22 protein-coding genes are annotated in these 25410 nt (G+C 56.5%); 7 read left to right on the top strand and 15 right to left on the bottom strand.

Annotated elements, in window-relative coordinates; translation table 11 throughout:
- Window positions 1-32 precede the first annotated feature (32 nt).
- From bglG to mhbT, 8 genes are all read right to left on the bottom strand, one after another.
- On the bottom strand, window positions 33-866 hold the full coding sequence (gene bglG / locus GO007_RS13740; RefSeq protein ID WP_095100754.1) for a transcriptional antiterminator BglG: 834 nt from the start codon (window positions 864-866) through the stop codon (window positions 33-35).
- 177 nt (window positions 867-1043) lie between these two features.
- Window positions 1044-2408 carry a carbohydrate porin gene (locus tag GO007_RS13735; RefSeq protein WP_095100751.1) on the bottom strand — a complete coding sequence of 455 codons (1365 nt, stop codon included), beginning with the start codon at window positions 2406-2408 and terminating at the stop codon, window positions 1044-1046.
- A gap of 358 nt (window positions 2409-2766) precedes the next feature.
- Entirely contained in the window at window positions 2767-3699 is a 933-nt protein-coding gene (gene dusC / locus GO007_RS13730; protein WP_095101345.1) for a tRNA dihydrouridine(16) synthase DusC, read from the bottom strand.
- Window positions 3700-3819: 120 nt separating this feature from the next.
- On the bottom strand, window positions 3820-5013 hold the full coding sequence (locus GO007_RS13725; protein WP_095100748.1) for a 3-hydroxybenzoate 6-monooxygenase: 1194 nt from the start codon (window positions 5011-5013) through the stop codon (window positions 3820-3822).
- A 10-nt stretch (window positions 5014-5023) separates the two neighbouring features.
- Window positions 5024-5668 carry a maleylacetoacetate isomerase gene (gene maiA, locus GO007_RS13720; RefSeq protein WP_095100746.1) on the bottom strand — a complete coding sequence of 215 codons (645 nt, stop codon included), beginning with the start codon at window positions 5666-5668 and terminating at the stop codon, window positions 5024-5026.
- Window positions 5669-5676: 8 nt separating this feature from the next.
- Complete coding sequence (locus GO007_RS13715; protein WP_095100745.1) at window positions 5677-6375, bottom strand: fumarylacetoacetate hydrolase family protein; 699 nt, start codon at window positions 6373-6375, stop codon at window positions 5677-5679.
- Between the two features lie 16 nt (window positions 6376-6391).
- The gene (gene gtdA / locus GO007_RS13710) at window positions 6392-7429 is read right to left on the bottom strand and encodes a gentisate 1,2-dioxygenase (protein ID WP_095100743.1); all 1038 of its coding nucleotides are present in this window, start codon (window positions 7427-7429) and stop codon (window positions 6392-6394) included.
- A gap of 11 nt (window positions 7430-7440) precedes the next feature.
- The gene (gene mhbT, locus GO007_RS13705) at window positions 7441-8799 is read right to left on the bottom strand and encodes a 3-hydroxybenzoate transporter MhbT (protein ID WP_095100741.1); all 1359 of its coding nucleotides are present in this window, start codon (window positions 8797-8799) and stop codon (window positions 7441-7443) included.
- A 126-nt stretch (window positions 8800-8925) separates the two neighbouring features.
- Between mhbT and GO007_RS13700 the strand changes: the two genes are divergently transcribed.
- From GO007_RS13700 to sanA, 5 genes are all read left to right on the top strand, one after another.
- Window positions 8926-9837, top strand: coding sequence for a LysR substrate-binding domain-containing protein (locus GO007_RS13700; protein ID WP_095100739.1), 912 nt, complete (start codon window positions 8926-8928; stop codon window positions 9835-9837).
- A gap of 127 nt (window positions 9838-9964) precedes the next feature.
- Window positions 9965-10363, top strand: a complete 399-nt coding sequence (locus GO007_RS13695; RefSeq protein ID WP_095100737.1) for a CidA/LrgA family protein — start codon at window positions 9965-9967, stop codon at window positions 10361-10363.
- Window positions 10360-11055: a CidB/LrgB family autolysis modulator gene (locus tag GO007_RS13690; protein WP_095100735.1), complete on the top strand. Its 696-nt coding sequence runs from the start codon at window positions 10360-10362 to the stop codon at window positions 11053-11055. The genes GO007_RS13695 and GO007_RS13690 overlap by 4 nt, the downstream gene beginning before the upstream one ends.
- 128 nt (window positions 11056-11183) lie before the next feature.
- Window positions 11184-12068 carry a cytidine deaminase gene (cdd, locus tag GO007_RS13685; protein WP_095100734.1) on the top strand — a complete coding sequence of 295 codons (885 nt, stop codon included), beginning with the start codon at window positions 11184-11186 and terminating at the stop codon, window positions 12066-12068.
- 127 nt (window positions 12069-12195) lie between these two features.
- Entirely contained in the window at window positions 12196-12906 is a 711-nt protein-coding gene (gene sanA / locus GO007_RS13680; protein WP_095100732.1) for an outer membrane permeability protein SanA, read from the top strand.
- A gap of 266 nt (window positions 12907-13172) precedes the next feature.
- Here sanA and mglC read toward each other — a convergent pair whose 3' ends face one another.
- From mglC to folE, 6 genes are all read right to left on the bottom strand, one after another.
- The gene (gene mglC, locus GO007_RS13675; protein ID WP_095100730.1) at window positions 13173-14183 is read right to left on the bottom strand and encodes a galactose/methyl galactoside ABC transporter permease MglC; all 1011 of its coding nucleotides are present in this window, start codon (window positions 14181-14183) and stop codon (window positions 13173-13175) included.
- A 15-nt stretch (window positions 14184-14198) separates the two neighbouring features.
- A complete protein-coding gene (gene mglA / locus GO007_RS13670) occupies window positions 14199-15719 on the bottom strand; it encodes a galactose/methyl galactoside ABC transporter ATP-binding protein MglA (RefSeq protein WP_095100728.1) in 1521 nt (506 codons plus the stop codon).
- Window positions 15720-15968: 249 nt separating this feature from the next.
- Window positions 15969-16967, bottom strand: a complete 999-nt coding sequence (gene mglB / locus GO007_RS13665; RefSeq protein WP_095100726.1) for a galactose/glucose ABC transporter substrate-binding protein MglB — start codon at window positions 16965-16967, stop codon at window positions 15969-15971.
- Between the two features lie 294 nt (window positions 16968-17261).
- Complete coding sequence (gene galS, locus GO007_RS13660; protein ID WP_095101343.1) at window positions 17262-18284, bottom strand: HTH-type transcriptional regulator GalS; 1023 nt, start codon at window positions 18282-18284, stop codon at window positions 17262-17264.
- A gap of 155 nt (window positions 18285-18439) precedes the next feature.
- The gene (gene yeiB, locus GO007_RS13655; RefSeq protein WP_095100724.1) at window positions 18440-19597 is read right to left on the bottom strand and encodes a DUF418 domain-containing protein YeiB; all 1158 of its coding nucleotides are present in this window, start codon (window positions 19595-19597) and stop codon (window positions 18440-18442) included.
- Window positions 19598-19613: 16 nt separating this feature from the next.
- On the bottom strand, window positions 19614-20282 hold the full coding sequence (gene folE / locus GO007_RS13650) for a GTP cyclohydrolase I FolE (RefSeq protein ID WP_095100722.1): 669 nt from the start codon (window positions 20280-20282) through the stop codon (window positions 19614-19616).
- Between the two features lie 448 nt (window positions 20283-20730).
- Between folE and fghA the strand changes: the two genes are divergently transcribed.
- Both fghA and GO007_RS13640 read left to right on the top strand, forming a co-directional pair.
- Window positions 20731-21567 carry an S-formylglutathione hydrolase gene (fghA, locus tag GO007_RS13645; protein ID WP_095100720.1) on the top strand — a complete coding sequence of 279 codons (837 nt, stop codon included), beginning with the start codon at window positions 20731-20733 and terminating at the stop codon, window positions 21565-21567.
- 238 nt (window positions 21568-21805) lie between these two features.
- Window positions 21806-23791 carry a ligand-gated channel protein gene (locus tag GO007_RS13640; protein ID WP_095100718.1) on the top strand — a complete coding sequence of 662 codons (1986 nt, stop codon included), beginning with the start codon at window positions 21806-21808 and terminating at the stop codon, window positions 23789-23791.
- Between the two features lie 70 nt (window positions 23792-23861).
- Here the strand turns inward: GO007_RS13640 and GO007_RS13635 are convergent, their stop codons facing one another.
- The gene (locus GO007_RS13635; protein WP_095100716.1) at window positions 23862-25331 is read right to left on the bottom strand and encodes an amino acid permease; all 1470 of its coding nucleotides are present in this window, start codon (window positions 25329-25331) and stop codon (window positions 23862-23864) included.
- Window positions 25332-25410: the final 79 nt, after the last annotated feature.

The following is a 25410-nucleotide window of genomic DNA, read 5'->3' as shown; positions in this document are numbered from 1 at the left end:
GCAGTAACAATCCAATTTTTGGTCGCTGGGGGCTAACGCCCCTCTTTTCTTACCCGTTCAATATGAATGGCAAGAAACATAATCTCTTCCGTCGTCAGCTGCCGCTGATAGCTTTTCTGCAGATGTCGGGCCACGGTTTCCGCACACTTCCACGCCCTGGCGTAGTTGTCCTTCACCGCGCTGTGCAGCGTCACGTCATCATCTTCCACCACCGTGCGGGTCAGCATCCGCTGGGCGAAAAACTTCAGATGAGTGACAAAGCGCTGGTAGCTTAACGACTCTTCGTCATAATTCAGCTGCAGCTGATACTTCACCAGCTGCAGAATTTCCTGCATCACCCGGGTGACGTGCATCACTTCCGGCATTTCGCTGTTGAGCTGGGCGGTGACCAGATGCAGGGCTATAAACCCGGCCTCGTCTTCGGCCAGCTCGACGCCGAGCCGCCGGGCAATAATCGCCCGCGCCTCCTGCCCCAGCTCAAACTCTTTCGGATACAGCCGCTTAATTTCCCACAGCAGGACGTTGCGGATGGTCACGCCGTTTTTCTGCCGTTCAATGGCGAAGTGGCAGTGATCGGTCAGGGTGATATACAGGCTCTCCTGCAGTTTGCCCAGCCGCCCGCGCGCCAGCTCAATAATTCGGTCGCAGGTGGTCATCACTTCCAGCGGTATCTGACTGAGCAACTCTCCTAAACGGCCGACCAGCTCATCGCTCTGCAGCGCGAAGACCTTTTCAATTTTACTTTCATCCAGCGAGTCACCGACGCGTTTCTGAAAGGCGAGCCCTCGCCCCATCACCACCTGCTCGCGCTGCTGCTCGTCGAGAATAACCACCACATTGTTATTAAGAACTTTGGCGATTTGCATATGAACCCCGGAAACAAAAAAACCTGACTCCCGACAGATGCCAGGAAATCAGGTTTTGCCTGCCTAAGCAGTAGCAATCCAACTCCCGCACTGTAGCAACTTCTTTCTTTGTCTCAACTGCCCAGGCGGAAAAACGTGATACAGATCGCGACTAATAGCGTATCGCCGCGGCGTTTTTTAGAAGGTCACCACCGTTTTCCACTCCACCACCCACGCATCCTGGGTCTCGGCGACGCCGCCGGGACGGTGCCAGTACTGCAGGCCGGGCTGCAGCTCAAGCCAGGAAACCGGGCGGAAGCGGTAATAGAGTTCGGCGTTCAGCGAATGTCCGGCAACCGGCTGATAGCTGGCATCATAGTAGTCCGTGGCGCCGCTGATTTGGTTCATATAGCGCTGATTGCGCGCGTAGCTATCGCTCATATCCATCCATGTCAGGCCAAAGCCGATCCAGTCCGCCGGTCGGGCGTCAAACAGGCCGCGATAGCGCATCGAGGCGGCCACGGCGGTATGGATGTAGTTGCTGCGCTGGTCGCTATAGCTGCCGCTCAGCGACAGGCTCATCCCGCGGTCAGGATCGTCGGCGTGCCGGGTTACCTGTTGGTTCATGCCGCCATACAGGAACCAGGTCCGGTTATGCTGCGCGTAGCCTTCGGGGTCCGTCGCGCCGGGGCCGCCGGATTTCCCGTAATATAAATCGCTCTGCGGCGCGTTGGTGAACAGCACGCCGAGGTTATACGCGCCCGACAGACCGTTAATCGTCGGACGAGCCTCAATCTCCAGCGGCAGCAGCACGCCTTTACTGCCCTTCGTAGACCAGCTCCACGCATGGCTGCGGGAAGCTGCCTGCGGGTTCTGCTCCATCACTCCCCCTTTCAGGGTGAGCGTCGGCATCAGCTTATATTCGAAGGTGGTCCCCCAGGTATGCACGTTCCAGTTATTCCACGTCAGCGAGTTGGCGGATTTACCGCCGCACTGCGAGAGAAGCTGGAAGTCGCAGGGAATGATCTGATCGAACGTTTGCACTTTGTTCATCATGCCAATTCGCCAGGTCAGGCGCCGGTCGTCAAAGCTGCGGGCAAAGGTTAGCCAGCCGAGGCGGGTAATGGACTGCCCGCCCCAGCTCTCCTGGGAGAGATCGTTAAAGTTAACCCGCGGATCCTGCAGCCGTTTGGTGGTCAGATTATCGTTGTGGTTGCGGTTCACGATATTACCTTCGATGCGTGCGTCCGGGATCCCGGTCCAGCGCTCAAGATCCTGGTTAAAGGTCAGCGCAACCTGGTCGATATAGGCCAGATGCTTATCATGGTTGTAGCCGCCGCCGGCGTTATAGCCCATTTCATTGAGATAACCGAGGTTATAATTAAACCCACGATCCTCAAGTATCGGGCGAATCCCAAACATATCACCGAGCAGGCCTTTTTGCGGGCTTTCAAAACCTAATACGGTACCGTTCCACGGCGGCGTTTCGGCAGCCAACGCCGCCGGCGTCAATAGTGAAAATGCCAGTAAAGATAGCAGGCGATTTATTTTTTGGTCATTCATAGATATATCCAACCTGACTGAGTAGGAGTAATAGCTGTCCGCAGGCAATAACTTTGCCCGTTTTTATTTTATTTTTTTATTTTTTGGAGAAAGGGGCGTTGTCGGTCATTAAACCGCTTAGCCGCATCGCACCTTTATTTACAACTCATTGTTTTATTTAATAATTAAACTCCCCATAAATTGAAGGCAAAAAAAAACCTAAGCACTCCCCACCACGGATGGCGGAAGTGCTTAGGTTTTGCCTGTAATCAGTAGCAACCCTGAATATTAGAACTGTACACTATCACTCTCTTTATGAAATTCCCATCAGCAGAAACTTCCTGAGTAATAATTTGTGAGCGAATTAACAATCCTGAGATTAATAACGGGCAATAGCGGCGGCAATCTCAGCAGAGGTTTTTAGGGTGCGAATCTCATTAAATACCTCCAGCGCTTCAGTATATTCTTTACGTAAATAGCTGAGCCACTGCTTGATACGCGCCACGTGATACAGGCCGGTATCGCCCTGCTTTTCCAGACGGGTATATTTCTGGAGCAGCAGCACGACCTGCGGCCACGGCATCCGCGGTTCGTTGTATTTTATCACCCGGCTCAAATTCGGCACGTTAAGCGCTCCCCGGCCAATCATCACCGAGTCGCAGCCGGTGGCCGCCAGGCACTCCTGCGCGCTTTGCCAGTCCCAGATTTCGCCGTTGGCCACCACCGGGATCGTCAGGCGGCGGCGGATTTCGCCGATCGCCTGCCAGTTGATGCTCTCCGCCTTATAGCCCTCTTCTTTGGTTCGCCCGTGAACCACCAGCTCGCTGGCTCCCGCCTGCTGCACGGCATCGGCAATTTCAAACCGCCGCCCGGAGCTGTCCCAGCCGAGGCGCACTTTTACCGTCACCGGCAGGTGGTCAGGCACCGCTTCACGCATTGCCTTCGCGCCGCGATAAATCAGCTCCGGGTCCTTCAGCAGCGTCGCGCCGCCGCCGCTGCCGTTAACCAGCTTTGACGGGCAGCCGCAGTTCAGGTCAACGCCCCACGAGCCGAGCTCCACCGCCCGGGCGGCGTTCTCCGCCAGCCACTGTGGATATTGCCCGAGCAGCTGCACGCGCACGCGGGTTCCGGAAGGCGTCCGGCTGTGGTGATGCAGCTCCGGGCAGAGCCTGTAAAACGATTTTGCCGGCAGCAGCTGGTCCACCACGCGCAAAAACTCGGTGATGCAAAGATCGTAATCGTTGACTTCGGTCAGCAGCTCGCGCACCAGCGAATCGAGCACGCCTTCCATCGGCGCCAGTAATACCCGCATATTGTTATTCATTGCCCGGAAAAAAAGAGGCGCTATGTTAGCGCCTCTACGTGCCGGTTGAAAGGGCCCCGTGCGGGTTTTCCCGCCCCTCGTTGCGCAGGCTACGGCCCGCGGCCTGCGCTAGCGCGGCTGCAGGCAGTTATCCTCCTTCCAGCCGTACAGCCACTCGATGCCGCGATAGAACTCAGCCTGGGTTTTGCCCTTCCACAGCAGGTTGCGTACCTGGCGTTCGACGCCTGCGGCATGGTAGATCCGCCCCATTTCGCGGGTTGACCAGACGATGCGCGCGGTGCGCGGAATTCGAACCGACTCATACAGCGCAAACGCGCGGGCGGCATCGCCGTCGCAGTGCGCCAGCGCCTTGCCAAGCGTGACCGCATCCTCCAGCGCCATGCAGGCGCCCTGGGCCATATACTGCGCCACCGGATGGGCCGCGTCGCCTACCAGGGTGATACGTTCATTGCCCCATTTATCGACCGGCTCGCGATCGGCGGTGGACCAGCGGCGCCACGACGTGGGTTTGTCCAGCATCTGCCTCGGGCGCGGATGGATCCCCTGAAAATAGGAGAGCACCTCCTCTTTGCTGCCGTCGCGTACGCCCCACTCCTCCTCCTGGCAGCTGTGGAACGTCACCACCAGGTTGTACTGTTTGCCGCCGCGCAGCGGGTAGTGCACCAGATGGCAGTGCGGCCCGGCCCACAGCACCGGCGCGTTGATGCGCAAATCATCCGGCATATCCGCCGCTTCAACCACCGCCCGGTAAACCACGTGGCCGGTGACCCGCGGCGCGTCATCCAGCAGGCTCTGGCGGACCACCGACTTCACGCCGTCGCAGCCAATCAGGATATCCGCACTCCAGCCGTTGCCGCGATCGTCAAATACCGTCACCTCGTCGGCGCTCTGGCGGATATCGACCACCTGCGTTGAGGTGCGGTACTCCACGTCGGGATGGGTTAACGCCGCTTCCCAGACGGTGGCATGAATATCTGCCCGATGGATAACCGCGTAGGGGCCGCCAAAATGATCGCGGAAAGCCTGCCCGGTTTTAATCTGCACCACCTCTTCGCCATTCACCGCATCCATCATGGTGATGTGATCGGTGAAGACGGCGCGCTGGCGGGCTATTTCGCCCACGCCCAGGCTATCCAGCGCAGAAAAGGCGTTGGGGCCAAGCTGGATGCCGGCGCCAATTTCGCCAATTTCATGGGCCTTCTCCAGCAGCATCACCTTGATGCCCTGGCGCGCCAGCGAGAGCGCGGTCGCCGCGCCGCCAATTCCGCCACCGACAATGATTGCTCGCGTTACTTTCGCCATACTCAGCCCCCTAGGCCGGAATTTTGTCTTGTTGATTTTCCGGCGCGGCGGCGATAAACGCCGGAAGCCGGGTACAGGCGTCATAGACCGCCTGGCAGCGCGGATAGTGGCTCAGATCGCAGCCCATGCGCTGGGCGTTGGCCCACTGCGGCACCAGGCAGCAGTCGGCCAGCGTCGGCGTCTCGCCTACGCAAAAGGCGCCGGACCGGGAGTGCCGCAGCAGTTGCTCCACCGCGCTGAGCCCCTGCTGGACCCAGTGCGCATACCAGCGCTGTTTGTCCTCTTCGCTCACCTTCAGCTCATCGCTAAGGTAGCGCAAAACGCGCATGTTATTAATCGGATGAATATCGCAGGCGATAGCGTAGACGATCTCCAGCACCCGCATCCGCGCGGGGTCCTGCAGGGGCAACAGCGGCGCCTGCGGATAGCGCCGGTCGAGCCAGTCGGCGATCGCCAGCGACTGGCCCAGGGATTCGCCCTCGTCGGTCATCAGCGTAGGCACCAGCCCCACCGGATTCAGCCGCCGGTATTCGAGGGCGTTTTGCTGGCCGATACGAATATTGACGCCCACGCTCTGGTAGTCGATCCCCTTCAGCGCCAGGGCGATACGCACCCGGTATGAAGCGGAGCTATTGAAAAAACTGTACAGCTTCATCACTCACCTCATACCACGCGCACGGCGATGGGCGTCAGTCCATCCACGCCGCCGCTAATCACATCCCCTTTGACCACCGCGCCAACGCCTTCCGGGGTGCCGGTGAAGATCAGGTCGCCGGGCTGCAGTTCGAAAAAGCCTGACAGGTAGCTGATGGTTTCGTTAACCGACCAGATCAGATGGCGAATGTCGCTACGCTGGTGGTCTTCACCGTTCACCTGCAGCCAAATCTCCGCCTGATTGACCGCCACGCTATCCGCTTTGTGCAGCGGCGCCACCGGCGCGGAAAGATCGAACGCCTTGCCGATTTCCCACGGACGCCCCATCTGGCGCATTTCCATCTGGCGGTCGCGGCGGGTCATATCCAGGCCGGTCGCGTAGCCCCAGATATATTCATGGGCCTGCTCCAGCGGAATATCGCTGCCGCGCTTGCCGATCGCCACCACCAGCTCGATTTCGTAGTGGTAGTTATCCGTTTGCGGCGGATACGCTAAATCGAGGGTTTCGCCTGCGGCCACCGCAACCACCGCATCGGCCGGTTTGCAGAAGAAAAACGGCGGCTCACGGTCCGGGTCGAAGCCCATTTCACGCGCGTGAGCGGCATAGTTACGCCCCACGCAGTAGACGCGGCGCACGGGGAACAGCTCATCGCTGCCGACAACGGGAACGGTGACCGGGGCCTGGGGGGCAAAAACGTATTGAGTCATGATCGAGTCCTTATGATTAGTCGCGCGCTTCGCGGAACAGGCCGAGGGTTTCCTGAACCGGGCGATCCGAGAAGCTGAATAACACCGTCTCCTGCGTTGCGCTGAAAGAGACGCCGTGCCAGGTCGGCACCACGAAGATATCTTTCGCCTGGAAGCTGAAGGTTTGCCCGCCGACGGTGACCCGCCCGCTCCCCTCGACGACGTGGTAGATAGTGCTGTCGGTGGTTTTCGCGGTCCGCGAGCTAAAGCCTTTGGGCAGCAGCTGCAGGAAAGCGCCCATTGACGGCATCGGGTAGCCGCCGGTGACCGGGTTGACGTAGCGCATTTTGTAGCCGTCCCACTCGTCGGCAGCGCCCATTTTTGTCAATTCATGCAGCGCATCGCGGCTGCGGTCATAGCGATAGTTAAAGATCGGCGAGGAGTTGCCTACCTGGTGGCGCAGCGGCAGCATATTGGCGGCGTAGCGCGGCAGATAGTCGCCCTCTTTGCGGGTGACCGGCTGCTGATCCTCAGGGTAATCTTCGGCAAACCCGCAGCCCAGATAGTTCACCAGCGGCAAATCGAGGCCATCGAGCCAGATAACCGGCTCATCTCCCGGATTGCCGTGATCGTGCCAGCGCCACTGCGGGGTGAGAATAAAGTCGCCGGGGCGCATCGCCGTCCGCTCGCCGTCAACGGCGGTAAAGGCCCCTTCGCCTTCCACGACGAAACGCAGCGCCGACTGATTATGTCGATGGCTCGGCGCCACCTCGCCGGGCATGATCAGCTGCAAACCCGCATACAGCGAGGAGGTGATTGAGGAGTGGCCGCGCAGGGCCGGGTTCTCCAGCACCAGCACCCGACGCACCGCTTCTTTAGCGCCAATCAGCCGGCCGCTTTCCAGCAGCAGCGGGCGAATTTCCTGATAATTCCAGTAGGCCGGCGCGCAGTTGGCGTTCGGCGTTTTCGGCACCAGATGATGCAGCGACTCCCACAAAGGCGTCAGGTTCTGGCCCGAAATATGCTCGTAAAACTGCTGGCGACCGGCGGAAGCTTCCGCAGCGTGCTGAGACATAGTTGTTCTCCTTATTTATTCGCAATGCCCGCGGAGGGCAGCGCGTCGGGTACGGTAACGGGGGTGCGGACGACCAGCGTCAGCAAAATCAGCATCCCTGCGCTAATCGCGGCCGGAACGGCGATGACGAAAAACAGGGTGTCGAATGAGAAGTTCATGGCCATCATCATGCCGCCGGAGAGGGAGCCGACGATGGCTCCGCAGCGGCCAACGGCGTTTGACCAGCTGACGCCGGTGGCGCGGCTCTGGGTCGGATAGAGCGTGGCGGTCAGCGCGTTGAGCCCAACCTGTGAACCGCTGACGCCAATCCCGGTGCCGAAAATGGCCAGCGCCATCAGCCACAGGCCATTCTCGCTAAGGCCGATCATCACGATACAGGCCGCGCCCAGGCAGTAGCTCAGAGCCAGCACCCGATACGGATTGAAGCGATCCATCAGCACGCCGAGCAGAAGCGCGCCGAAGGTGCCGCCAATCTGGAAAGCGGCGGTGACCCATGAGGCATGCTGCAGGTCGATGCCGCGATGGTTGAGCAGCGTCGGCATCCAGCTGGAAAGCAGGTAGATAATCAGCAGGCTCATAAAGAACACCACCCACAGCATCAGGGTAATGGGCAGCTGGCGGCCAACGAACAGCTGGCCGATGCTGCCTTTGGCGCCGGTGGCCGGTTCATCCAGCCAGAAATGGGTGTGCTCATAGCGCTCGCCGGTAATGGCGCCGACGGTCTTCGCAATCACAGGCTGCGGCAGCCGGCGGCGAATCTGCCAGCGCGGGGATTCCGGAAGCACCCCCAGCAGCGCCGCGGCCAGCAGCAGAGGCAGAACGCCGCCTAGCGCCAGGATGCCGTGCCAGCCAATCTGCGCCACCAGCTGGGCGCTGACCACGCCGCCTAATGCCGAACCGAGGGTAAAGCCGCAAAACATCAGGGTCACCAGCGCGCCGCGCCGCCGGGCGGGCAGATACTCCGAGGTCATGGTAATGGTGTTCGGCATCGCCCCGCCGAGGCCGAGGCCGGTGAGGAAGCGCAGAACAACCAGCGTCTCAAGGTCGGGGGAAAAGGCCGAAAGCAGGCTAAACAGGCCAAATAGCGCGACGCAGAACTCAATGACCCGCTTGCGCCCGAAGCGGTCGGAAAGCGGACCGCACAGCAGAGCGCCGGCTGTTAAGCCCAGCAGACCGGCGCCAAACAGCGGCGCGAGCTCGCTGGCGCTGAGCTGCCAGTGGGCGCGAATATCGGGGGCGATAAAACCAATGGCGGCGGTATCAAAACCGTCGAGCATGACCACCAGAAAACAGCAGATAATCACGCGCCACTGCCGGGCACCTATCGGAGCGGCGTCCAGCAGCGTTTGCAATTCACGTCGTTGAGTCATCGTTATGCCTCAGTGTAGGGAGGAGGAGATGTTGTATTTATTTCTTTTATGTTGCGATTTTGTAACCAAGGCGATGAAATGTACAATGGTATCTCGGGCACAGACATAACCTGGAGGTTATAGCTAATGGCAAACTGGGCGCAAAAACTGAAGCTGCATCATCTGCAAATGCTGGTGGCGCTCGGCGAGCAGGGCAACCTGACGCAGGTGGCCAAAATGATGAATATTACCCAGCCCGCGCTCTCGAAATGGCTGACTCAGTTTGAAGAAGAGGTCGGCATGCTGCTGTTCGAACGCCATAGCAAAGGCCTACGCCCTTCCGAAGGCGGCAAGCTGCTGCTGCAGCACGCCCAGCGCCTGATCAACGATATGTCCCGCTCGCAGTATGAGATCGAACGCTTTAAACAGGGCGGGCTGGTGGGCAGCCTGATGATCGGCTGTTCGCCGGTGGCCACCGACTGCGTTGCGCTGGCCATTCTCTCGCTGCTCAAGGAGATGCCGAGCCTGCATCTGAACATTGAGGAAAAGGTGATGACTCCCCTGCTTCACGATCTGCTCTCCGGGGTGGTGGACGTCGTGGTGGGACGGGTGGGCGGACGAGCGCTGGAGCTGCCGCTTAACTATCGGGTGCTGTACACCGAGCCGGTGTGCTTCGTCGCCCGCCCCGATCACCCGCTGGCGCAGATGCCGAGCCTCGGCTGGGCCGACCTCGCCCACTGGCGCTGGATAGTCTGGCCAACCGGCACGCCGATCCGCCTGAGCATTGACAACGCCCTGGTCGATAACGGCGTTATGCTGCCGGAAAATACCATCGAGTCGGCGTCGATGAACGTCACCAGCAATCTGCTGCAAAGCAGCGATATGATCTCTATTCTTTCCTTACGCCTGGCGCAGCGCTTTGCCGAACAGCAGCAGCTGGCGATTCTTAATTTGCCGCGCATCGAACAAAAAGGTAGCGTCGGGGTATTCTGGCGAAAAAGTGAAACGCCATCGCTTGCCCTCAGCCGGTTTCTTGATTATTTATCGCAGGAGTCGTAGCCGTGACGCTGCCCGCGCGCAGGGTTCCATTGCTCTATTCCAGCTATGCGTATAATTCATGTTGTGACCGGTAGCACATTTTTGGGTTTAATTGTATGATGAATGCGGTTCATCAAGGGTTATTACCATGAGTCAATCACTGATTATTATCTGGCAGTACCTGCGGGCATTTGTCCTGATCTACGCCTGTTTATACGCCGGGATTTTTATCTCCTCCCTGCTGCCTATCACCATCCCCGGCAGCATTATCGGGATGCTGATTTTGTTCGTACTGCTGGCGCTGCAGATTATGCCGCCGAAGTGGGTTAACCCCGGCTGTAACGTGCTGATCCGCTATATGGCGCTGCTGTTTGTGCCCATTGGCGTGGGCGTGATGCAGTACTGGGATTTGCTCCGCGCTCAGCTCGGCCCGGTCGCCGTCTCCTGCACCATCAGCACGCTGGTCGTTTTTCTGGTTGTCAGCTGGAGCTCCCACCTGGTGCACGGCGAACGCAAAGTGGTCGGCCAAGAAGGAAGTAAAAAATGATGCATGAGATCTGGTGGTCACTGCCGCTGACGCTGATTGTCTTTTTCCTCGCCCGCAGGCTGGCAGCGCGCTTTAAATTTCCGCTGCTCAACCCGCTGCTGGTGGCGATGGTGGTCATCATCCCCTTTCTGCTGGTGAGCGGTATCTCTTACGACCGCTATTTTCAGGGCAGTAAGATCCTCAACGATCTGCTGCAGCCTGCGGTCGTGGCGCTGGCCTTTCCTTTATACGAGCAGCTTCACCAGATTCGCGCCCGCTGGAAATCGATTATTACCATCTGCTTTATCGGCAGCGTGGTGGCGATGGTGACCGGGACGACGGTTGCGCTGCTAATGGGCGCGACGCCGCAAATCGCCGCGTCGATTATGCCGAAATCGGTAACGACGCCGATTGCGATGGCGGTCAGCGGCAGCATTGGCGGTATTCCGGCGATCAGCGCGGTATGCGTTATTTTCGTCGGCATCCTCGGCGCGGTTTTCGGGCATACGCTGCTAAACCTGATGCGCATCCACACCAAGGCCTCACGCGGCCTGTCGATGGGTACCGCCTCGCACGCGCTGGGCACCGCGCGCTGCGCGGAGATGGATTATCAGGAGGGGGCCTTCAGCTCGCTGGCGCTGGTGCTGTGCGGAATTATTACCTCCCTGGTCGCGCCGTTTTTGTTCCCGGTGATTTTAGCCCTGGCGGGATAAATTGTGATTTAAATCACATTTATCAATGCAACGTAATAGAGTTGCACAAACAATGAGACATTAATCACATATACAGGCCATCACCGCCCGTACACTAGATTCCCATTACATTGTTATGAGGCAACGCCATGCACCCACGTTTTCAAGCTGCTCTCCCTCAACTGACGGCAGACCTGCAGACGGCTATCGCCCCGATGCTGACCGACCCGCATTTCCCGGCCATGCTCGATGCAGACCAGGTCGCCGCGCTGCAACGCGCAACTGGCCTTGACGAAGACGCGCTGGCCTTTGCCCTGCTGCCGCTGGCCGCAGCCTGCGCGCGCGCCGACCTCTCGCATTTTAACGTTGGCGCTATCGCCCGAGGCGTCAGCGGGCGCTGGTATTTCGGCGGCAATATGGAATTCCTCGGCGCGACCATGCAGCAAACCGTCCACGCGGAACAGAGCGCCATCAGCCATGCGTGGCTACGCGGCGAAAAATCCCTGCTGGCAATCACCGTCAACTACACGCCCTGCGGCCACTGTCGCCAGTTTATGAACGAGCTCAACAGTAGCCAGGTGCTGCGGATCCACCTGCCGGGGCGCGAGGCGCATTCGCTGCAGCACTATCTGCCGGACGCGTTTGGTCCGCAAGATCTGGAGATCAAAACGCTGCTGATGGATGAACAGGATCACGGCTTCCCGCTGAGCGGCGACGCGCTGGCGCAGGCGGCGATTCAGGCGGCAAACCGTTGCCATATGCCCTACAGCCAGTCACCGTCCGGCGTCGCGCTGGAGCTGAAAGACGGCACCCTCTTCTCCGGCAGCTATGCCGAAAACGCCGCCTTTAACCCGACGCTGCCGCCGCTGCAGGGAGCGCTCAACCTGCTTAGCCTGAACGGCTATGATTATGCCGATATCCAGCGGGCCATTCTTGCCGAAAAGGCCGATGCGCCGCTGATCCAGTGGGATGCCACCGCGGCCACGCTGAAAGCGCTTGGCTGTCACAGTATTGACCGCGTCCTGCTCGGTTAAATCACACATTATGCGGGCCTCAGGCCCGTATTGTTGAAAATCCCCGCAATCAAACGATGGTTTCTTGCTCTTGCCCGGCGGGTAAAGTAGCCTGAACACTCCATTGTCTACCGTTGAGCCCAGGTTAATGTTAAAGCGCGTGTTATACAGCCTGTTAGTCCTGTTCGGCCTGCTGCTGTTGACCGTGCTGGGTCTTGACCGTTGGATGAGCTGGAAAACCGCGCCCTATATCTACGATGAACTGCAGGATCTGCCCTATCGCCAGGTCGGGGTGGTTCTCGGCACCGCCAAGTACTACCGCACCGGGGTCATCAACCAATACTATCGCTACCGTATCCAGGGAGCGCTCAACGCCTACAACAGCGGCAAGGTGAACTACCTGCTGCTCAGCGGCGATAACGCGCTGCAGAGCTATAATGAGCCGATGACGATGCGCCGGGACCTGATTAAAGCAGGCGTCGATCCGGCGGATATCGTCCTGGACTATGCCGGCTTCCGTACGCTCGACTCTATCGTGCGGACCCGCAAGGTTTTTGACACCAACGATTTTATTATCATCACCCAGCGCTTCCACTGCGAGCGCGCGCTGTTTATCGCCCTGCATATGGGGATTCAGGCGCAGTGCTATGCGGTCCCGTCGCCAAAAGATATGTGGAACGTGCGGCTGCGTGAGTTCGGCGCGCGCTTCGGCGCCCTCGCAGACCTCTACGTTTTCAAACGCGAGCCGCGTTTTTTAGGCCCGCTGATCCCCATTCCGTCGCAGCAGGAAGTTCCCCAGGGGACGCAGTCCTATCCGGCGGTGACGCCGGAGCAGCTGCTGGAATTGCAGAACAAATAGAGCTCGCGCAGCGCTGGATCGGCCGGTTCAGCGCTCTTATCATCGGCGTCACTTAGCCAAAGCCGATTCATCAAGAAGTGATTATCTTTCCGGACAAGATAAAACCGGCGCGATCTTCCGCCACATATTGCGGTAGGAGAGCGGCCGAGCCGGCGCCTATGGTTGGACTTTATTCCTTCACTCCTGCAGGGGTTTAAAAACGGGCTCACCGCAGCCGCAGCCAAAAAAAAGCCCGCGCACTGCGCGGGCCTGATAAAGAGAGCTCGTTACTTTTTACGCGCGTATTTCAGTGAATCCAGCGCGACGGCGAAGATAATAATTGCGCCTTTGATAATATACTGCCAGTACGGGTTAACGCCGATGTAGGTCAGCCCGTAGTTAATCACCGTAAAGATGATAACGCCGGTTACCACGCCGAGCACGGTACCCACGCCGCCGCTGAAGGAGACGCCGCCGACGACGCAGGCCGCAATCGCATCCAGCTCGTACATAAAGCCGAGGTTGTTGGTCGCAGAGCCAATTCGTCCGGCCTCCAGCAGCCCGCCGAAGGCGTAAAACACGCCGGACAGGGCATAAATCATCAGCAGGTTAAGGGCAACGTTAACCCCTGAAACCTTCGCCGCTTCCGGGTTGCCGCCGATAGCAAAGATGTTTTTGCCAAAGCGGGTTTTATTCCACAGGATCCAGACGAAGAAGACGGCAATCAGCGCGTAGAAGGTAATATACGACAGGCGGAACGTCCCCAGCGCAATAAACCCTTGAGCGAAATGCGAGAAGTGGCTGTCAAACCCGGAAACCGGCGAGGCGCCAACAAAATCGTAGTACAGGGAGTTGATCCCATAAACGATAATCATGGTACCCAAGGTGGTGATAAATGGCGTCACGTTGAGGTACGCGATGATAATCCCGTTAATCAGGCCAATCACCGCGCCAATCGCGCACACCAGCAGGATCACCAGCGGGATTGGCATGGTTGCCATATCCGGGAAGACCTTGTTGGCGTTGTCCACCGCCTGCAGCATCGTTGCGGCGATAACCGCCGCCAGCCCAACCTGACGTCCGGCTGACAGGTCGGTCCCCTGAGTCACGATGAGCCCCGCTACGCCCAGCGCGATAATAATACGCACCGAGGACTGGGTCAGAATGTTACTTAAGTTCAGTAAACTTAAGAAGGTGGGATCCTGGAAAATAATAATGGCCAGCAGGACCAAAAGAACAACGTAAATCCCACCATCCTTCAGGTAAGTGAGAAAACTCTTTTTATTTAATGCGCTCATCGCAAGCCCCTGATCTTAAAGATGCAACGACGCAAGACGTAAAATTTCGTTTTGCGTAGTGGTTTTTGTCTCAACAATTCCGGCAACGAGACCGTTGCTCATTACCAGAATACGGTCAGTAATACCCAGCAGCTCCGGCATCTCGGAGGAAATAATAATGATCCCTTTCTCTCTTTTTGCCAGCTCGGCAATCAGCTGATAGATTTCAAACTTAGCGCCGACGTCAATCCCGCGGGTCGGTTCATCAAGCATCAAAATCTCCGGCTGGGTTAACAGCCAGCGGCCGATAATAACCTTCTGCTGGTTGCCGCCGGACAGCGAACCAATTTGCGTATGCTGTCCTGGGGTCTTCACGCGCATGGAGTCAATAACCCATTGGGTATCGCTTTTCATGCGTGAGTTATCCAGCAATCCGACCCTATTTTTATATTTCTTAATATTGGAGATCAGGGAGTTAAAACCGATATCCAGATAAGCGTAAATCCCGGTAGAGCGACGCTCTTCGGTAACCAGCGCAAAGCCGTGGTTAATGGCTTCATTGGCGCTATGGTTATTAATTTTCTTACCGTGCAGCTTAATCGTCCCGCTGGCCTTTTCGCGAATACCGAATAAGGTTTCAACGATATCGGTACGCTTGGCCCCCACCAGCCCGGCAATGCCGAGAATTTCGCCCTTATGCAGGTCGAAGGAGATATCGCGGATCGACGGCTGACGCAGCGACGTCAGGTTGCGCACCTCAAGAATCACCTCGCCCGGCGTATTTTCACGGCTCGGGAAGCGCTGGTTCAGGGAGCGGCCGACCATCATGGCGATAATCTTATCCATGTCCAGTCCTTCCAGCGGCTGGGTGGCAATCCACTGACCGTCGCGCAGGATGGTTATCTCATCGCACAGCTGGAAAATCTCTTCCATTTTGTGGGAGATATAGACAATGCCGCAGCCGCGTTCTTTCAGCTTGCGGATAATCTTAAACAGATGGTTGACCTCTTTTTCGGTCAGCGATGACGTCGGCTCGTCCATGATGACGATTTTGGCGTCATAGGAAAATGCCTTCGCAATTTCAATCATCTGCATTTGCGATACCGATAGCGTCCCCACACGCGCGCGCGGGTCAATATCAATATCCAGTTCATCAAATATCGCTTTGGTATCGCGATACATTTTGTCCTGATCGACAAACACGCCTTTGGTGGGATAACGCCCCAGCCACATGTTGTCCATCACCGAACGTTGTAATACTAAGTTTAATTCCTGGTGAACCATTGAGATGCCGTTTTCCAACGCTTCTTTAGCCGAATGGAAATCGATCTCTTTTCCCTGAAAAAGAATGCTGCCGGAATCTTTTTGATAGATCCCAAAAAGACATTTTAATAATGTTGATTTTCCCGCGCCATTCTCGCCCATTAATGCATGAATAGAGTGAGGACGGACTTTCAGGTTGACATTATCGAGTGCCTTGACGCCAGGAAATGATTTGTTGATGTTGCTCATTTCCAACAAAAATTCGCCCGACCGTTCGCTATTATTACTGACCATAGTTATACCTGGCTGCGTTCATGCACACTCTCAGCTGACGAATTAGCGTCAAAATAAGAGTCTGGTTCTGTATCAGGAATAATCGGGCGTAGCGGCTGGAGATCCTTCAGGCGGCCATTTTACCGGCGACGTTGATCTCAACGCATCCCGAGTGATTTTATTTATAGCTGATACGCCCGTACATCTACCCGATGAATTTCGAGCTGCGAAATGGTATTCACCCGCAGCTCGAAAACCGAGTATTAAATATTACTTGCCAACAAACTGGCTCAGATTGTCTTTATCTACGCCAACGTAAGGAACGCGAACGATTTTATTTTCAATCTTCCAGCTGGTGCCTGCAGCCGGCTCTTTGCCGTCCGCCAGGTTTTTCGCCAGATCGAACGTGGCTTTTGCCTGGTTATTGGCATCGTTCAGCACGGTACCGGCCATTGCACCGGATTTAACCAGCGCCAGCGCTTCTGGTAAGGCATCAACGCCGAAGACCGGAATGCTGCTCTTGTTGTGCGCTTTCAGCGCTTCTACCGCCCCCATTGCCATCGCATCGTTGTTGGCGATAACCACTTCAATTTTGTTAGCGTTAGGGCCAGAGAGCCAGGCGTCCATTTTGTCTTTCGCCTGAGCGGTGTCCCACATCGCGGTATCCAGCTGCAGCTGCTGAGTTTTCAGACCTTTGTCATTCAGCTCTTTAATGACGTAGGTGGTACGCGCTTCAGCATCCGGATGGCCCGGCTCGCCTTTCAGCAGCACATACTGAATCTGGCCGTCTTTGTTCAGATCCCAGCCGGCGTTGGCTTTCCAGTGTTTAGCGATCAGATCGCCCTGGATAATACCGGACTCTTTAGAGTCGGTACCGACATAATACGCCTTGTCATAGCTATCCAGCGCTTTACGGGAAGGCTCTTTGTTAAAGAACACGACCGGGACGTTCTGTCCGCGCGCTTTATCGATAACGGTGCCTGCAGCAGCCGGGTCCACCAGGTTAATCGCCAGCGCTTTCACGCCTTTTGCCAGCAGGACGTCAATCTGATCGTTCTGTTTGGACTGGTCGTTTTGCGAGTCATTCATCAGCAGCTGAACGTCCGGCGCTGATTTGCCGTCTTTCTCAATTGCCTTACGCACCACCGACATAAAGTTGTCGTCATATTTGTAAATGGTTACGCCGATGCGGGTATCAGCTGCGTGTGCCGCGGCGCCAAATAACATACTCGCCATAACTGCAGACAGGGTTAACACCTTCTTATTCATGGAATCTCCGGTTTTTTTTATGCAGGGTCATTGGTGTGAAAACGGCTGGCGGAAAGTTGTTACATTAACGTTACCGCACAACAAGGTTCACGACTGTAAATTCTGTCTTCCGTGTAGGGTAACGCTCCAAAGGTACGGCTTTACTCGCAGTTTAGCGCCTTGTGCCTGTTGTAAAAGTGATTAATCACCGTGACAAAATGGTCAGGACTGGTAAACGCGGCCATCATAATCAGTTGAATGTTAATATACTGTGAATTTACTCACAGATTGAAAGCGGTTACATCACCGCCCTTTTCAGTTAGTGATCGGACCCACAATTTGCCGCTGGGTCACCGAATGGCGACGCACCAGAGTCGGCATAAAACAGTGGCGAGCGTCATGGTCGAGTTTCCCTGCAGCCCCCAGCAGCGCCAGCTCGGTGGCCAGTTTCGCCATCGACATAATAGGATAGCGCACCGTCGTCAGCTGTGGGTCGGTGTAGCGAGAAATAGGGATATCATCGAAGCCAATCAGCGACAGATGCTGCGGCACGACAATGCCGTTATCTTTCAGCGTGGTCAGCGCACCGGCCGCCATGCTGTCGTTGTAGGCAAAAACGGCGGTGAGGCCTAAATTACGCCCCAGCAGTTCAACCATCGCCGCCTCGCCGCCCTGCATATCCGGCGAGCCGGAGCCTACCCAGCTATCGGGGGCAATAATGCTTTGCTCCTGTAACGCCTTGAACCACCCTTCCCGGCGCAGAGAGTCATCCTCAATGCCGTGGTTTGAGGAGAGATAGCCGATCCGCTGGTGCCCGTGGTTCAGCAGCATCCGCGTGGCCATCAGCGCCCCGCTGACGTTGTCCAGACCGACGCAGCGGTGCTCGTAGCCGGGCACAATGCGGTTTATCAGCGCCATCCCCGGAATATGCTGCATGAAATCGCCGAGCTCCTCATCGCTCAGCGCCTTGGAGTGCACGATCAGCGCCGAGCAGCGCTGGCGGATCAGCACTTCGATGGCGTTACGCTCTTTTTCCGCCTCGTGGTAGCTATTGCCGATCAGCACGTATTTCTGATGCTGCTGGGCCACGGTATCCACCGCTTTCACCAGCGCGCCGAAAAAGGCATCCGATACGTCCATCACCACAACGCCGATGGTATCGCTGACCTGGGTCGCCAGCGCCTGCGCGTTGGCGTTAGGCCGGTAGCCCAGCTGCGTTACCGCTTTCATTACGCTTTCGCGCGTATCCGGACTCACCAGCGCGCTATTATTCAGCACGCGCGAGACCGTCGCGACGGAAACTCCCGCCTGACGGGCGACATCACGAATGGTGATCATGCTCACCGACCTGTAGAGAATTGCAATACGTCACACCCACCTCCTGTGTTCAGCAAGGTGGCTATTCTGGCAGCGACGCGCGGCGCGCTACGTGAGTGAGGTCACATGCCTGAAAACGCTTACATTCATTTTGTTAATGATTGTGATCGGGATCGTTATCTGGATGTGTTCTTTAATGATGTCCCCGAGGCGCGCAGGGTTAACTGACGCCACAACCATTCAACCGGGCCCTGGCGGAAATGACGTAGCCAGAAGAGCGAGAAGATGAGGTTTACCGCCCAAACCGGTACGACGAAGGCCAGCAGCTGCAGGCGGTCGAACTTCATAAACAGGCCAAGGTGATAAAAGAGCGTGGTGCAGATGAGGGTTTGTAGCAGGTAGTTGGTCAGCGCCATGCGCCCGACGCAGGCAATCGCGGTCACCAGCCGCAGCTTACACAGCTGGGGCCAGAAGCCCCACGCTAAAGAAGCGTAGCCGATGGTTTGCAGCGGCGCGCCGAGCTCGCGCGGAGCCTGCAGCAGGAATGCGCACCAGCGGGGATCCCAGTCGAGATACCACTGGGCGAAAATCGCCGGGATATTGACCGCCATTCCGGCGACGATCAGCAGGCCGCCGGTGCGCCGGTAATGGCTGAGGCTGAACTGCCCTTTTAGCCAGCCGCTGCGCATCAGGGCTGCGCCCATCAGCATCATTCCCGCCAGCTGCCAGCCGTACTGCGCGCCGAGCGCCAGCAGGTTACCCGACAGCATATCCGCGCGATTGCTTATCGCCTCGAAGCCGCCGCTCATCTTCCAGTACTGTTCATACTGTAAATTTGCCGCATCGGGCACCCACGAGCGATTCGGCGCATTGCCCGAAATGACGCCAAGCAGCACTAAGACCGCCACGCCGATGACGTACAGCATCACGCCGGTGTTAAACAGGGATTTGAGGTGATGCGCATCGCGGATCATTCTCCAGGCCACCAGCCCCACGAGCGCGTAGGCCAGCAGGATATCGCCATCCCAGAAAAACAGTCCGTGGATAAACCCCAGCAGCGCCAGCAGCGTCAGACGCGACTGGATCCAGCGCTTGCCGCGAGGCAGCAGCATCTGAAGCCCGGCGCCAAACAGCAGAGCAAACAGGGTCAGGAATTTCACCTGCGCCAGCAGGTCGAGGATCGCCCAGGTCCAGGCGTCGCTAAAAGAGATGCTCCCGGACCATGCCGGGTTAAGATATGCCGCCTTCGGCAGGCCGAAGGCGTTAATATTCAGTAGCAGAATACCCAGAATGGCGACGCCACGAACAAAGTCCAGCGTGACGTTTCGTTCCATGTACCCTGCTCCGATTTTAGCCGTTGTGACGTACGGCGCGCAGGAACTCCTGGCGGGTATTCTGGCTGGATTTAAACAGACCGCCCAACGAGGTGGTTGTGGTGGCGCTGGTTGCATCGCGAATGCCGCGAGCCTTGACGCAGTAATGCACCGCATCAATCGATACCGCGACGTTGCTGGTACCCAGCAGGGTTTGCAGCGCGGTTAAAATCTGCTGCGTCAGTCGCTCCTGCACCTGCGGGCGCTGGGAGAAGAACTGCACGATGCGGTTGATTTTCGACAGGCCAATGACCGAATCTTTCGGGATATAGGCAACCGTGGCTTTACCGTCAATCGTCACAAAGTGGTGTTCGCAGGTGCTGGTCAGGGTGATATCGCGCACGGTGACCATTTCATCAACCTGCATCTTGTTCTCGATGACGGTGATTTTGGGGAACCTGGCGTAGTCCAGTCCGGAAAAGATCTCATCGACATACATTTTAGCGATGCGATGCGGAGTTTCCATCAGACTGTCATCACTAAGATCAAGATTCAGCAGCTGCATAATCTCAGTCATGTGTCCGGCAATCAGACGCTTGCGAGTTTCATTATCTATTTCTTGCACTGGCGGACGCAACGGCGTCTCCAGCCCACGAGCGACCAGCGCTTCATGAACGAGTATGGCTTCTTTGCTCAGTGATGACATTTATGTTCTCCTGCAGGTGTGGCGCTCTTTGCTCTTCTGAGGGCAAAGTTTGCATGCATTGTGCGTGAGGTAGCGCACATAATCTAGTAGCCGAAACGATAATTATTGAAATTTGCGTGACCTATTGATAGTGCGCGTCTGGTCCCACGTCTCCCACATCGCGCCTGTCAATCGTCTAACGCCCGCCAGTTGCCACTTCCCGAATAAAAGAACGACTTCGCGTCATTCTCAATAGCACAGCCGCCGGAGCATGTTGGCTAAAAGTTGCATTAATGATGCAATATGTTCCCTAAAGGAGAAAGTGAAAGTTGCTCACGAGTGAATGAAATATCTGTATTATGAAAAATTACGTCCCTGTACGCAGAATCACTCAGCAGCCGTTACCACGATATATCCGTAAAGTAAGGTCTGCAGACTCACGCGTATCCCCTTTTCTGAGGAGCCCGGCATGGAATTGCTTGAAGAGCATCGCTGTTATGACGGTCGGCAGCAACGCTGGCAGCATGACTCCACTACGCTGAACTGTTCGATGACGTTCAGCATCTTTTTACCCCCGCAGCGCGATACCGCGCCGCCGCCGGTTGTGTACTGGCTTTCCGGCCTGACCTGCAACGATGAGAACTTCACCACCAAAGCCGGCGCTCAGCGTATTGCTGCGGAGCTAGGCCTGGTACTGGTGATGCCGGATACCAGCCCGCGCGGCGATAGCGTCGCCGATGACAGCGCCTACGATCTGGGCAAAGGCGCGGGTTTTTATCTCAACGCGACCGAGGCACCGTGGTCCGCGCATTTTCGCATGTACGATTATCTTCGCGACGAGCTGCCGCAGCTGATTGGCGCGCAGTTTAACGTCAGCGATCGCTGCGCTATCAGCGGGCACTCAATGGGGGGTCACGGTGCGCTTATTATAGCACTGAAGAACCCGGGCCGTTTCGTCAGCGTGTCGGCCTTTGCACCGATCGTCAACCCTGCCCGGGTACCGTGGGGACAAAAAGCGTTTACCGCCTATTTGGGTGCCGACGAATCAAGCTGGCAGGCGTGGGATAGCTGCGCGTTAATGCAGGCAAGCCACGCCAGCGACGCGATACCAACGCTTATCGATCAGGGCGACAACGACACGTTCCTCGCCCAGCAGCTGCAGCCTGCGGTGCTGGCCGAAGTTGCGCGACAAAAAGAGTGGCCGCTAACCCTGAGAATTCAGCCCGGTTACGATCATAGCTACTACTTTATTGCTTCATTTATCGAAGACCATCTGCGTTTTCACGCCCAATATCTTATCAAATGAAACAGGAGGGCTGAGGCCCTCCATATTTACACACCCCTAACCTTCTGAATTCATGCTTATTTAATTCAATTCAAAGTAAATACAAATGATTTCAATTATCATTAATGTTTACAAAATAACATTTTTTTGTACAATCTCTCCTTCTTCTCTCCATCATTCAGAGTTCTTACAAGACAAATAAATACGGTTCTCAGGGTTATCCCGATGGAGATTTATTCATTTGAAATGGAATGTAAAAATGACTATACCTCGCGTTAAGCTACTTGCCGCCGCGATATGCGCAGCCACCATCTCACCGCTTGTTCATGCAGCCGATTCAGACACCATGGTCGTAACGGCTACCGGTTTTGAACAGAAAATCCAGAATGCACCAGCCTCTATCTCCGTTATCTCCAAACAGCAGATTGAAGATAAGGCCTACCGCGACGTTACCGATGCGCTAAAAGACGTACCCGGCGTAGTCGTCACGGGCGGCGGAAGCAGCAGCGATATCAGCATTCGTGGCATGTCTTCCCAATACACCCTTTTCCTGGTTAATGGTAAACGCGTCAGCACCCGCAGCACCCGCCCAAACAGCGATAACTCAGGGATCGAACAGGGCTGGCTGCCGCCTCTCGAGTCTATTGAACGGATCGAAGTCATCCGCGGACCGATGTCCTCCCTCTATGGCTCCGATGCTATGGGCGGGGTGATTAACATCATTACCAAAAAAATCTCGAACACCAAAGCCTGGACAGGCTCGCTGCACGGCGACGCTACTTTCCAGGAAAACAATGATTCTGGTGACCTGTTCCAGACAAACGTCTACGCTTCTGGCCCGTTGATTGACGGGCTACTGGGGGCGAAAGTTACGGGCCTGCTCTCCCGCCGCGCGGAAGATAAAATCGAAAACGGCTTCAACGAGCAGAAAATGCGCAACGGCGGCGTCACGCTGAACTTTACGCCTGACGACAAAAACGATTTCGATCTCGACTACGCGCGCGAACTGCAGGACCGTAACAGTACGCCGGGGATGTCAACGGCTGAGGAGAGCTGCCGCGGTAATGTCTGTACGCCAAACAGCAAAAGCGATTCCCGCTACGAACACACCACCTACTCGCTGACCCATAGCGGTTATTACGAGCACTTCAACACCACCAGCTACGTCCAGCAGGAAGAGACCAACAACCCCGGGCGTAAAATGAAGTCGTACAATACGACCCTTAATAACCAGAACCAGGTTTTCCTTGGCGATCACACCCTGACGCTGGGCGGGCAGTATCGCTATGAGAAGCTCAGCGATAAAGGCAATCAGCTGGAGGCGGCCGATGGCCTGAGTAAGCTAACGCGCTGGAGCTGGGCGCTGTTTGCTGAAGATGAATGGGCGATGACCGAAAGCTTTACGCTAACCGGCGGCCTGCGCATGGATAAAGATGAAAACTACGGCACCAACTGGACGCCACGCGGCTACGGCGTATGGCACCTTGCCGAACAGTGGACGCTGAAAGGTGGAGTTTCAGCAGGCTACCGCGCGCCGGATCTCCGCCAGTCTTCCGCTAACTGGGGCCAGGTCACTGGAGGCGGTCGTCTTGACGGCATTATCGTGGGTAATCCGGACCTCAAGCCGGAAAAGAGCCTGAGCGAAGAGATTGCTTTACTGTGGGATAACAACGACAACCTCAACGCGGGCCTTACGTTGTTCAACACCGACTTCAAAAACAAAATCACCGAAGTACGTCGTTGTAACAGCAAGTCTGACCCGGCCTGCACCATCGGCAATACCAGCTATGACTTCGTCAGCGACCGCGTCAACGTCGATAAAGCCAACATGCGCGGCGTGGAATCGACCTTCGGCTGGAAAATCACTCGCGATCTGAACTGGACGGCGAACTATACCTATACCAAGTCAGAACAGAAAAGCGGTCAGTTCTCCGGCAAGCCTTTAAATAAAATGCCGAAAAACATGTTCAACACCACCCTGGACTGGCAGGCCACGCCTGACGTCGGTTTCTGGAGTCGTTTGAACTTCCGCGGGAAAACCTCAGAGTATCTGAGCCGTACCTCTATGGCTCAGGGCACACCGTCCTATACGCAGGTCGATCTCGGTTTGCGCTACAACGCCAACAAAAACCTGCTGGTTTCCGCCGGGGTGTATAACGTTCTCGATAAGCAGATTGCTTACGATACCTACGATACGGTACTTGATGGCCGACGTTATACCGTGGGCCTGACCTATAGCTTCTGATGATCTGATGCTGACTATCTGATAACGAAAAAACCCCGGAAACCCGGGGTTTTTTTATCAGGCAATAACGTTATTGCTTGAAACGCTGCGGGAACTTCATTTCGCTATAGCGGACAAACCGGGTGCCTTTGGCAAGCTTATAGCCAAACCAGATAACCAGGAACAGCGGAATACCGATATAGGTCGCCGCCACGCCACCCCAGTCAATGGTGTCTTTAAGGAACGCTTCGTAGTTCTGGCCGAGGGTGATAATCAGGCACAGGACGAAGGCGAAGATCGGCCCAAGCGGGAAGAACCCGGAACGATACGGCAGATCGTTCACATCGTTGCCCTGCAGCACGTAGCCGCGACGGAAACGATAGTGGCTGATAGCGATCCCCAGCCAGGCAATAAAGCCGGTCATCCCTGAGGTATTCAGCAGCCACAGGTAAACGGTCTGGTTGCCAAACATTGAGCTCAGGAAGCACAGCGCCGCCACGACCGTGGTGGCGTACAGCGCGTTACGCGGCACGCCGCCGCGCGACAGCTTAGCGAAGATACGCGGCGCTTTGCCATCGCAGGCCAGGGTGTAGAGCATACGCGTGGAGGCGTACATTCCGGAGTTGCCCGCCGACAGCACCGCCGTCAGGATCACCGCATTCATGATCGCGGCCGCAGACAGCAGGCCCGCATGCTGGAACACCAGGGTAAACGGACTGACGGAAATATCCTTCACGTCGTTACGCAGCAGGCTCGGATCGGTATAAGGGATAATCAGGCTGATGATTAAAATCGCGAACACGTAGAACAGCAGAATACGCCAGAACACCTGGCGCACGGCGCGCGGAATGTTCTTCTCCGGGTTTTCTGATTCACCCGCGGCGATACCGATAAGCTCGGTGCCCTGGAACGAGAAGCCGACGATCATCGCCACGCCAATCATCGCCGCAAAGCCGCCGGCAAACGGCGCATCGTCGATACCCCAGTTACTCCAGCCCGCCGGCTGCGCGCCCTCAAAGATGCCGACGATCATCATCACGCCAACAACGATAAAGATGATGACGGTGGCGACCTTGATCAGCGAGAACCAGTACTCTGCTTCACCGAAGCCTTTTACCGAGATCCAGTTCAGCAGGAACATGATGCCGAGGAACAGCGCGCTCCAGATCCAGCCTGGAGCATCGGGGAACCAGTAGGTCATGACCAGCTGCGAGGCAACAAGGTCAACGGCGATGGTCACCGCCCAGTTATACCAGTAGTTCCAGCCCAGCGCGAAGCCGAAGCCCTCTTCGACATAGTTCTGACCGTAGGTGGCAAAGGAGCCGGATACCGGCATGTATGCCGCTAGCTCGCCAAGGCTGGTCATCAGGAAATAGACCATCAGACCGATCAGAATATAAGAAAGCAGCGCGCCGCCGGGGCCTGCCTGGGAAATAGTTGCACCGGATGCAACGAAAAGACCTGTACCGATGGAACCGCCAATAGCGATCATGGTCAAGTGACGCGCCTTCAGTTCACGGCGTAGGCCGGGCGCTTCTGTGGTTTTAGTATCCGAAACCATGTGAAAATGCTATCCATCAAAAAAACGAGGCGAGATTGTAGCAGACGATCGGCGATCCATCCGGTACAAATACAAAGTT

Origin of the sequence: Klebsiella sp. 10-1 (assembly GCF_009758445.1) — a bacterium.
Classification (GTDB): Bacteria; Pseudomonadota; Gammaproteobacteria; order Enterobacterales; family Enterobacteriaceae; genus Klebsiella; species Klebsiella scottii.
This window is presented reverse-complemented; position numbering and strand designations above follow the sequence as displayed.

What these genes read in the sequence shown, in the direction of transcription:
- GO007_RS13725 (WP_095100748.1), bottom strand. Translation starts at nt 5,013, where the DNA reads ATGGCGAAAGTAACGCGAGCAATCATTGTCGGTGGCGGAATTGGCGGC.
- sanA (WP_095100732.1), top strand. Translation starts at nt 12,196, where the DNA reads ATGTTAAAGCGCGTGTTATACAGCCTGTTAGTCCTGTTCGGCCTGCTG.
- yeiB (WP_095100724.1), bottom strand. Translation starts at nt 19,597, where the DNA reads ATGGAACGAAACGTCACGCTGGACTTTGTTCGTGGCGTCGCCATTCTG.
- mhbT (WP_095100741.1), bottom strand. Translation starts at nt 8,799, where the DNA reads ATGACTCAACGACGTGAATTGCAAACGCTGCTGGACGCCGCTCCGATA.
- gtdA (WP_095100743.1), bottom strand. Translation starts at nt 7,429, where the DNA reads ATGTCTCAGCACGCTGCGGAAGCTTCCGCCGGTCGCCAGCAGTTTTAC.
- galS (WP_095101343.1), bottom strand. Translation starts at nt 18,284, where the DNA reads ATGATCACCATTCGTGATGTCGCCCGTCAGGCGGGAGTTTCCGTCGCG.
- mglB (WP_095100726.1), bottom strand. Translation starts at nt 16,967, where the DNA reads ATGAATAAGAAGGTGTTAACCCTGTCTGCAGTTATGGCGAGTATGTTA.
- GO007_RS13735 (WP_095100751.1), bottom strand. Translation starts at nt 2,408, where the DNA reads ATGAATGACCAAAAAATAAATCGCCTGCTATCTTTACTGGCATTTTCA.
- mglC (WP_095100730.1), bottom strand. Translation starts at nt 14,183, where the DNA reads ATGAGCGCATTAAATAAAAAGAGTTTTCTCACTTACCTGAAGGATGGT.
- cdd (WP_095100734.1), top strand. Translation starts at nt 11,184, where the DNA reads ATGCACCCACGTTTTCAAGCTGCTCTCCCTCAACTGACGGCAGACCTG.
- GO007_RS13695 (WP_095100737.1), top strand. Translation starts at nt 9,965, where the DNA reads ATGAGTCAATCACTGATTATTATCTGGCAGTACCTGCGGGCATTTGTC.
- fghA (WP_095100720.1), top strand. Translation starts at nt 20,731, where the DNA reads ATGGAATTGCTTGAAGAGCATCGCTGTTATGACGGTCGGCAGCAACGC.
- mglA (WP_095100728.1), bottom strand. Translation starts at nt 15,719, where the DNA reads ATGGTCAGTAATAATAGCGAACGGTCGGGCGAATTTTTGTTGGAAATG.
- GO007_RS13715 (WP_095100745.1), bottom strand. Translation starts at nt 6,375, where the DNA reads ATGACTCAATACGTTTTTGCCCCCCAGGCCCCGGTCACCGTTCCCGTT.
- GO007_RS13700 (WP_095100739.1), top strand. Translation starts at nt 8,926, where the DNA reads ATGGCAAACTGGGCGCAAAAACTGAAGCTGCATCATCTGCAAATGCTG.
- folE (WP_095100722.1), bottom strand. Translation starts at nt 20,282, where the DNA reads ATGTCATCACTGAGCAAAGAAGCCATACTCGTTCATGAAGCGCTGGTC.
- GO007_RS13640 (WP_095100718.1), top strand. Translation starts at nt 21,806, where the DNA reads ATGACTATACCTCGCGTTAAGCTACTTGCCGCCGCGATATGCGCAGCC.
- bglG (WP_095100754.1), bottom strand. Translation starts at nt 866, where the DNA reads ATGCAAATCGCCAAAGTTCTTAATAACAATGTGGTGGTTATTCTCGAC.
- maiA (WP_095100746.1), bottom strand. Translation starts at nt 5,668, where the DNA reads ATGAAGCTGTACAGTTTTTTCAATAGCTCCGCTTCATACCGGGTGCGT.
- dusC (WP_095101345.1), bottom strand. Translation starts at nt 3,699, where the DNA reads ATGCGGGTATTACTGGCGCCGATGGAAGGCGTGCTCGATTCGCTGGTG.
- GO007_RS13635 (WP_095100716.1), bottom strand. Translation starts at nt 25,331, where the DNA reads ATGGTTTCGGATACTAAAACCACAGAAGCGCCCGGCCTACGCCGTGAA.
- GO007_RS13690 (WP_095100735.1), top strand. Translation starts at nt 10,360, where the DNA reads ATGATGCATGAGATCTGGTGGTCACTGCCGCTGACGCTGATTGTCTTT.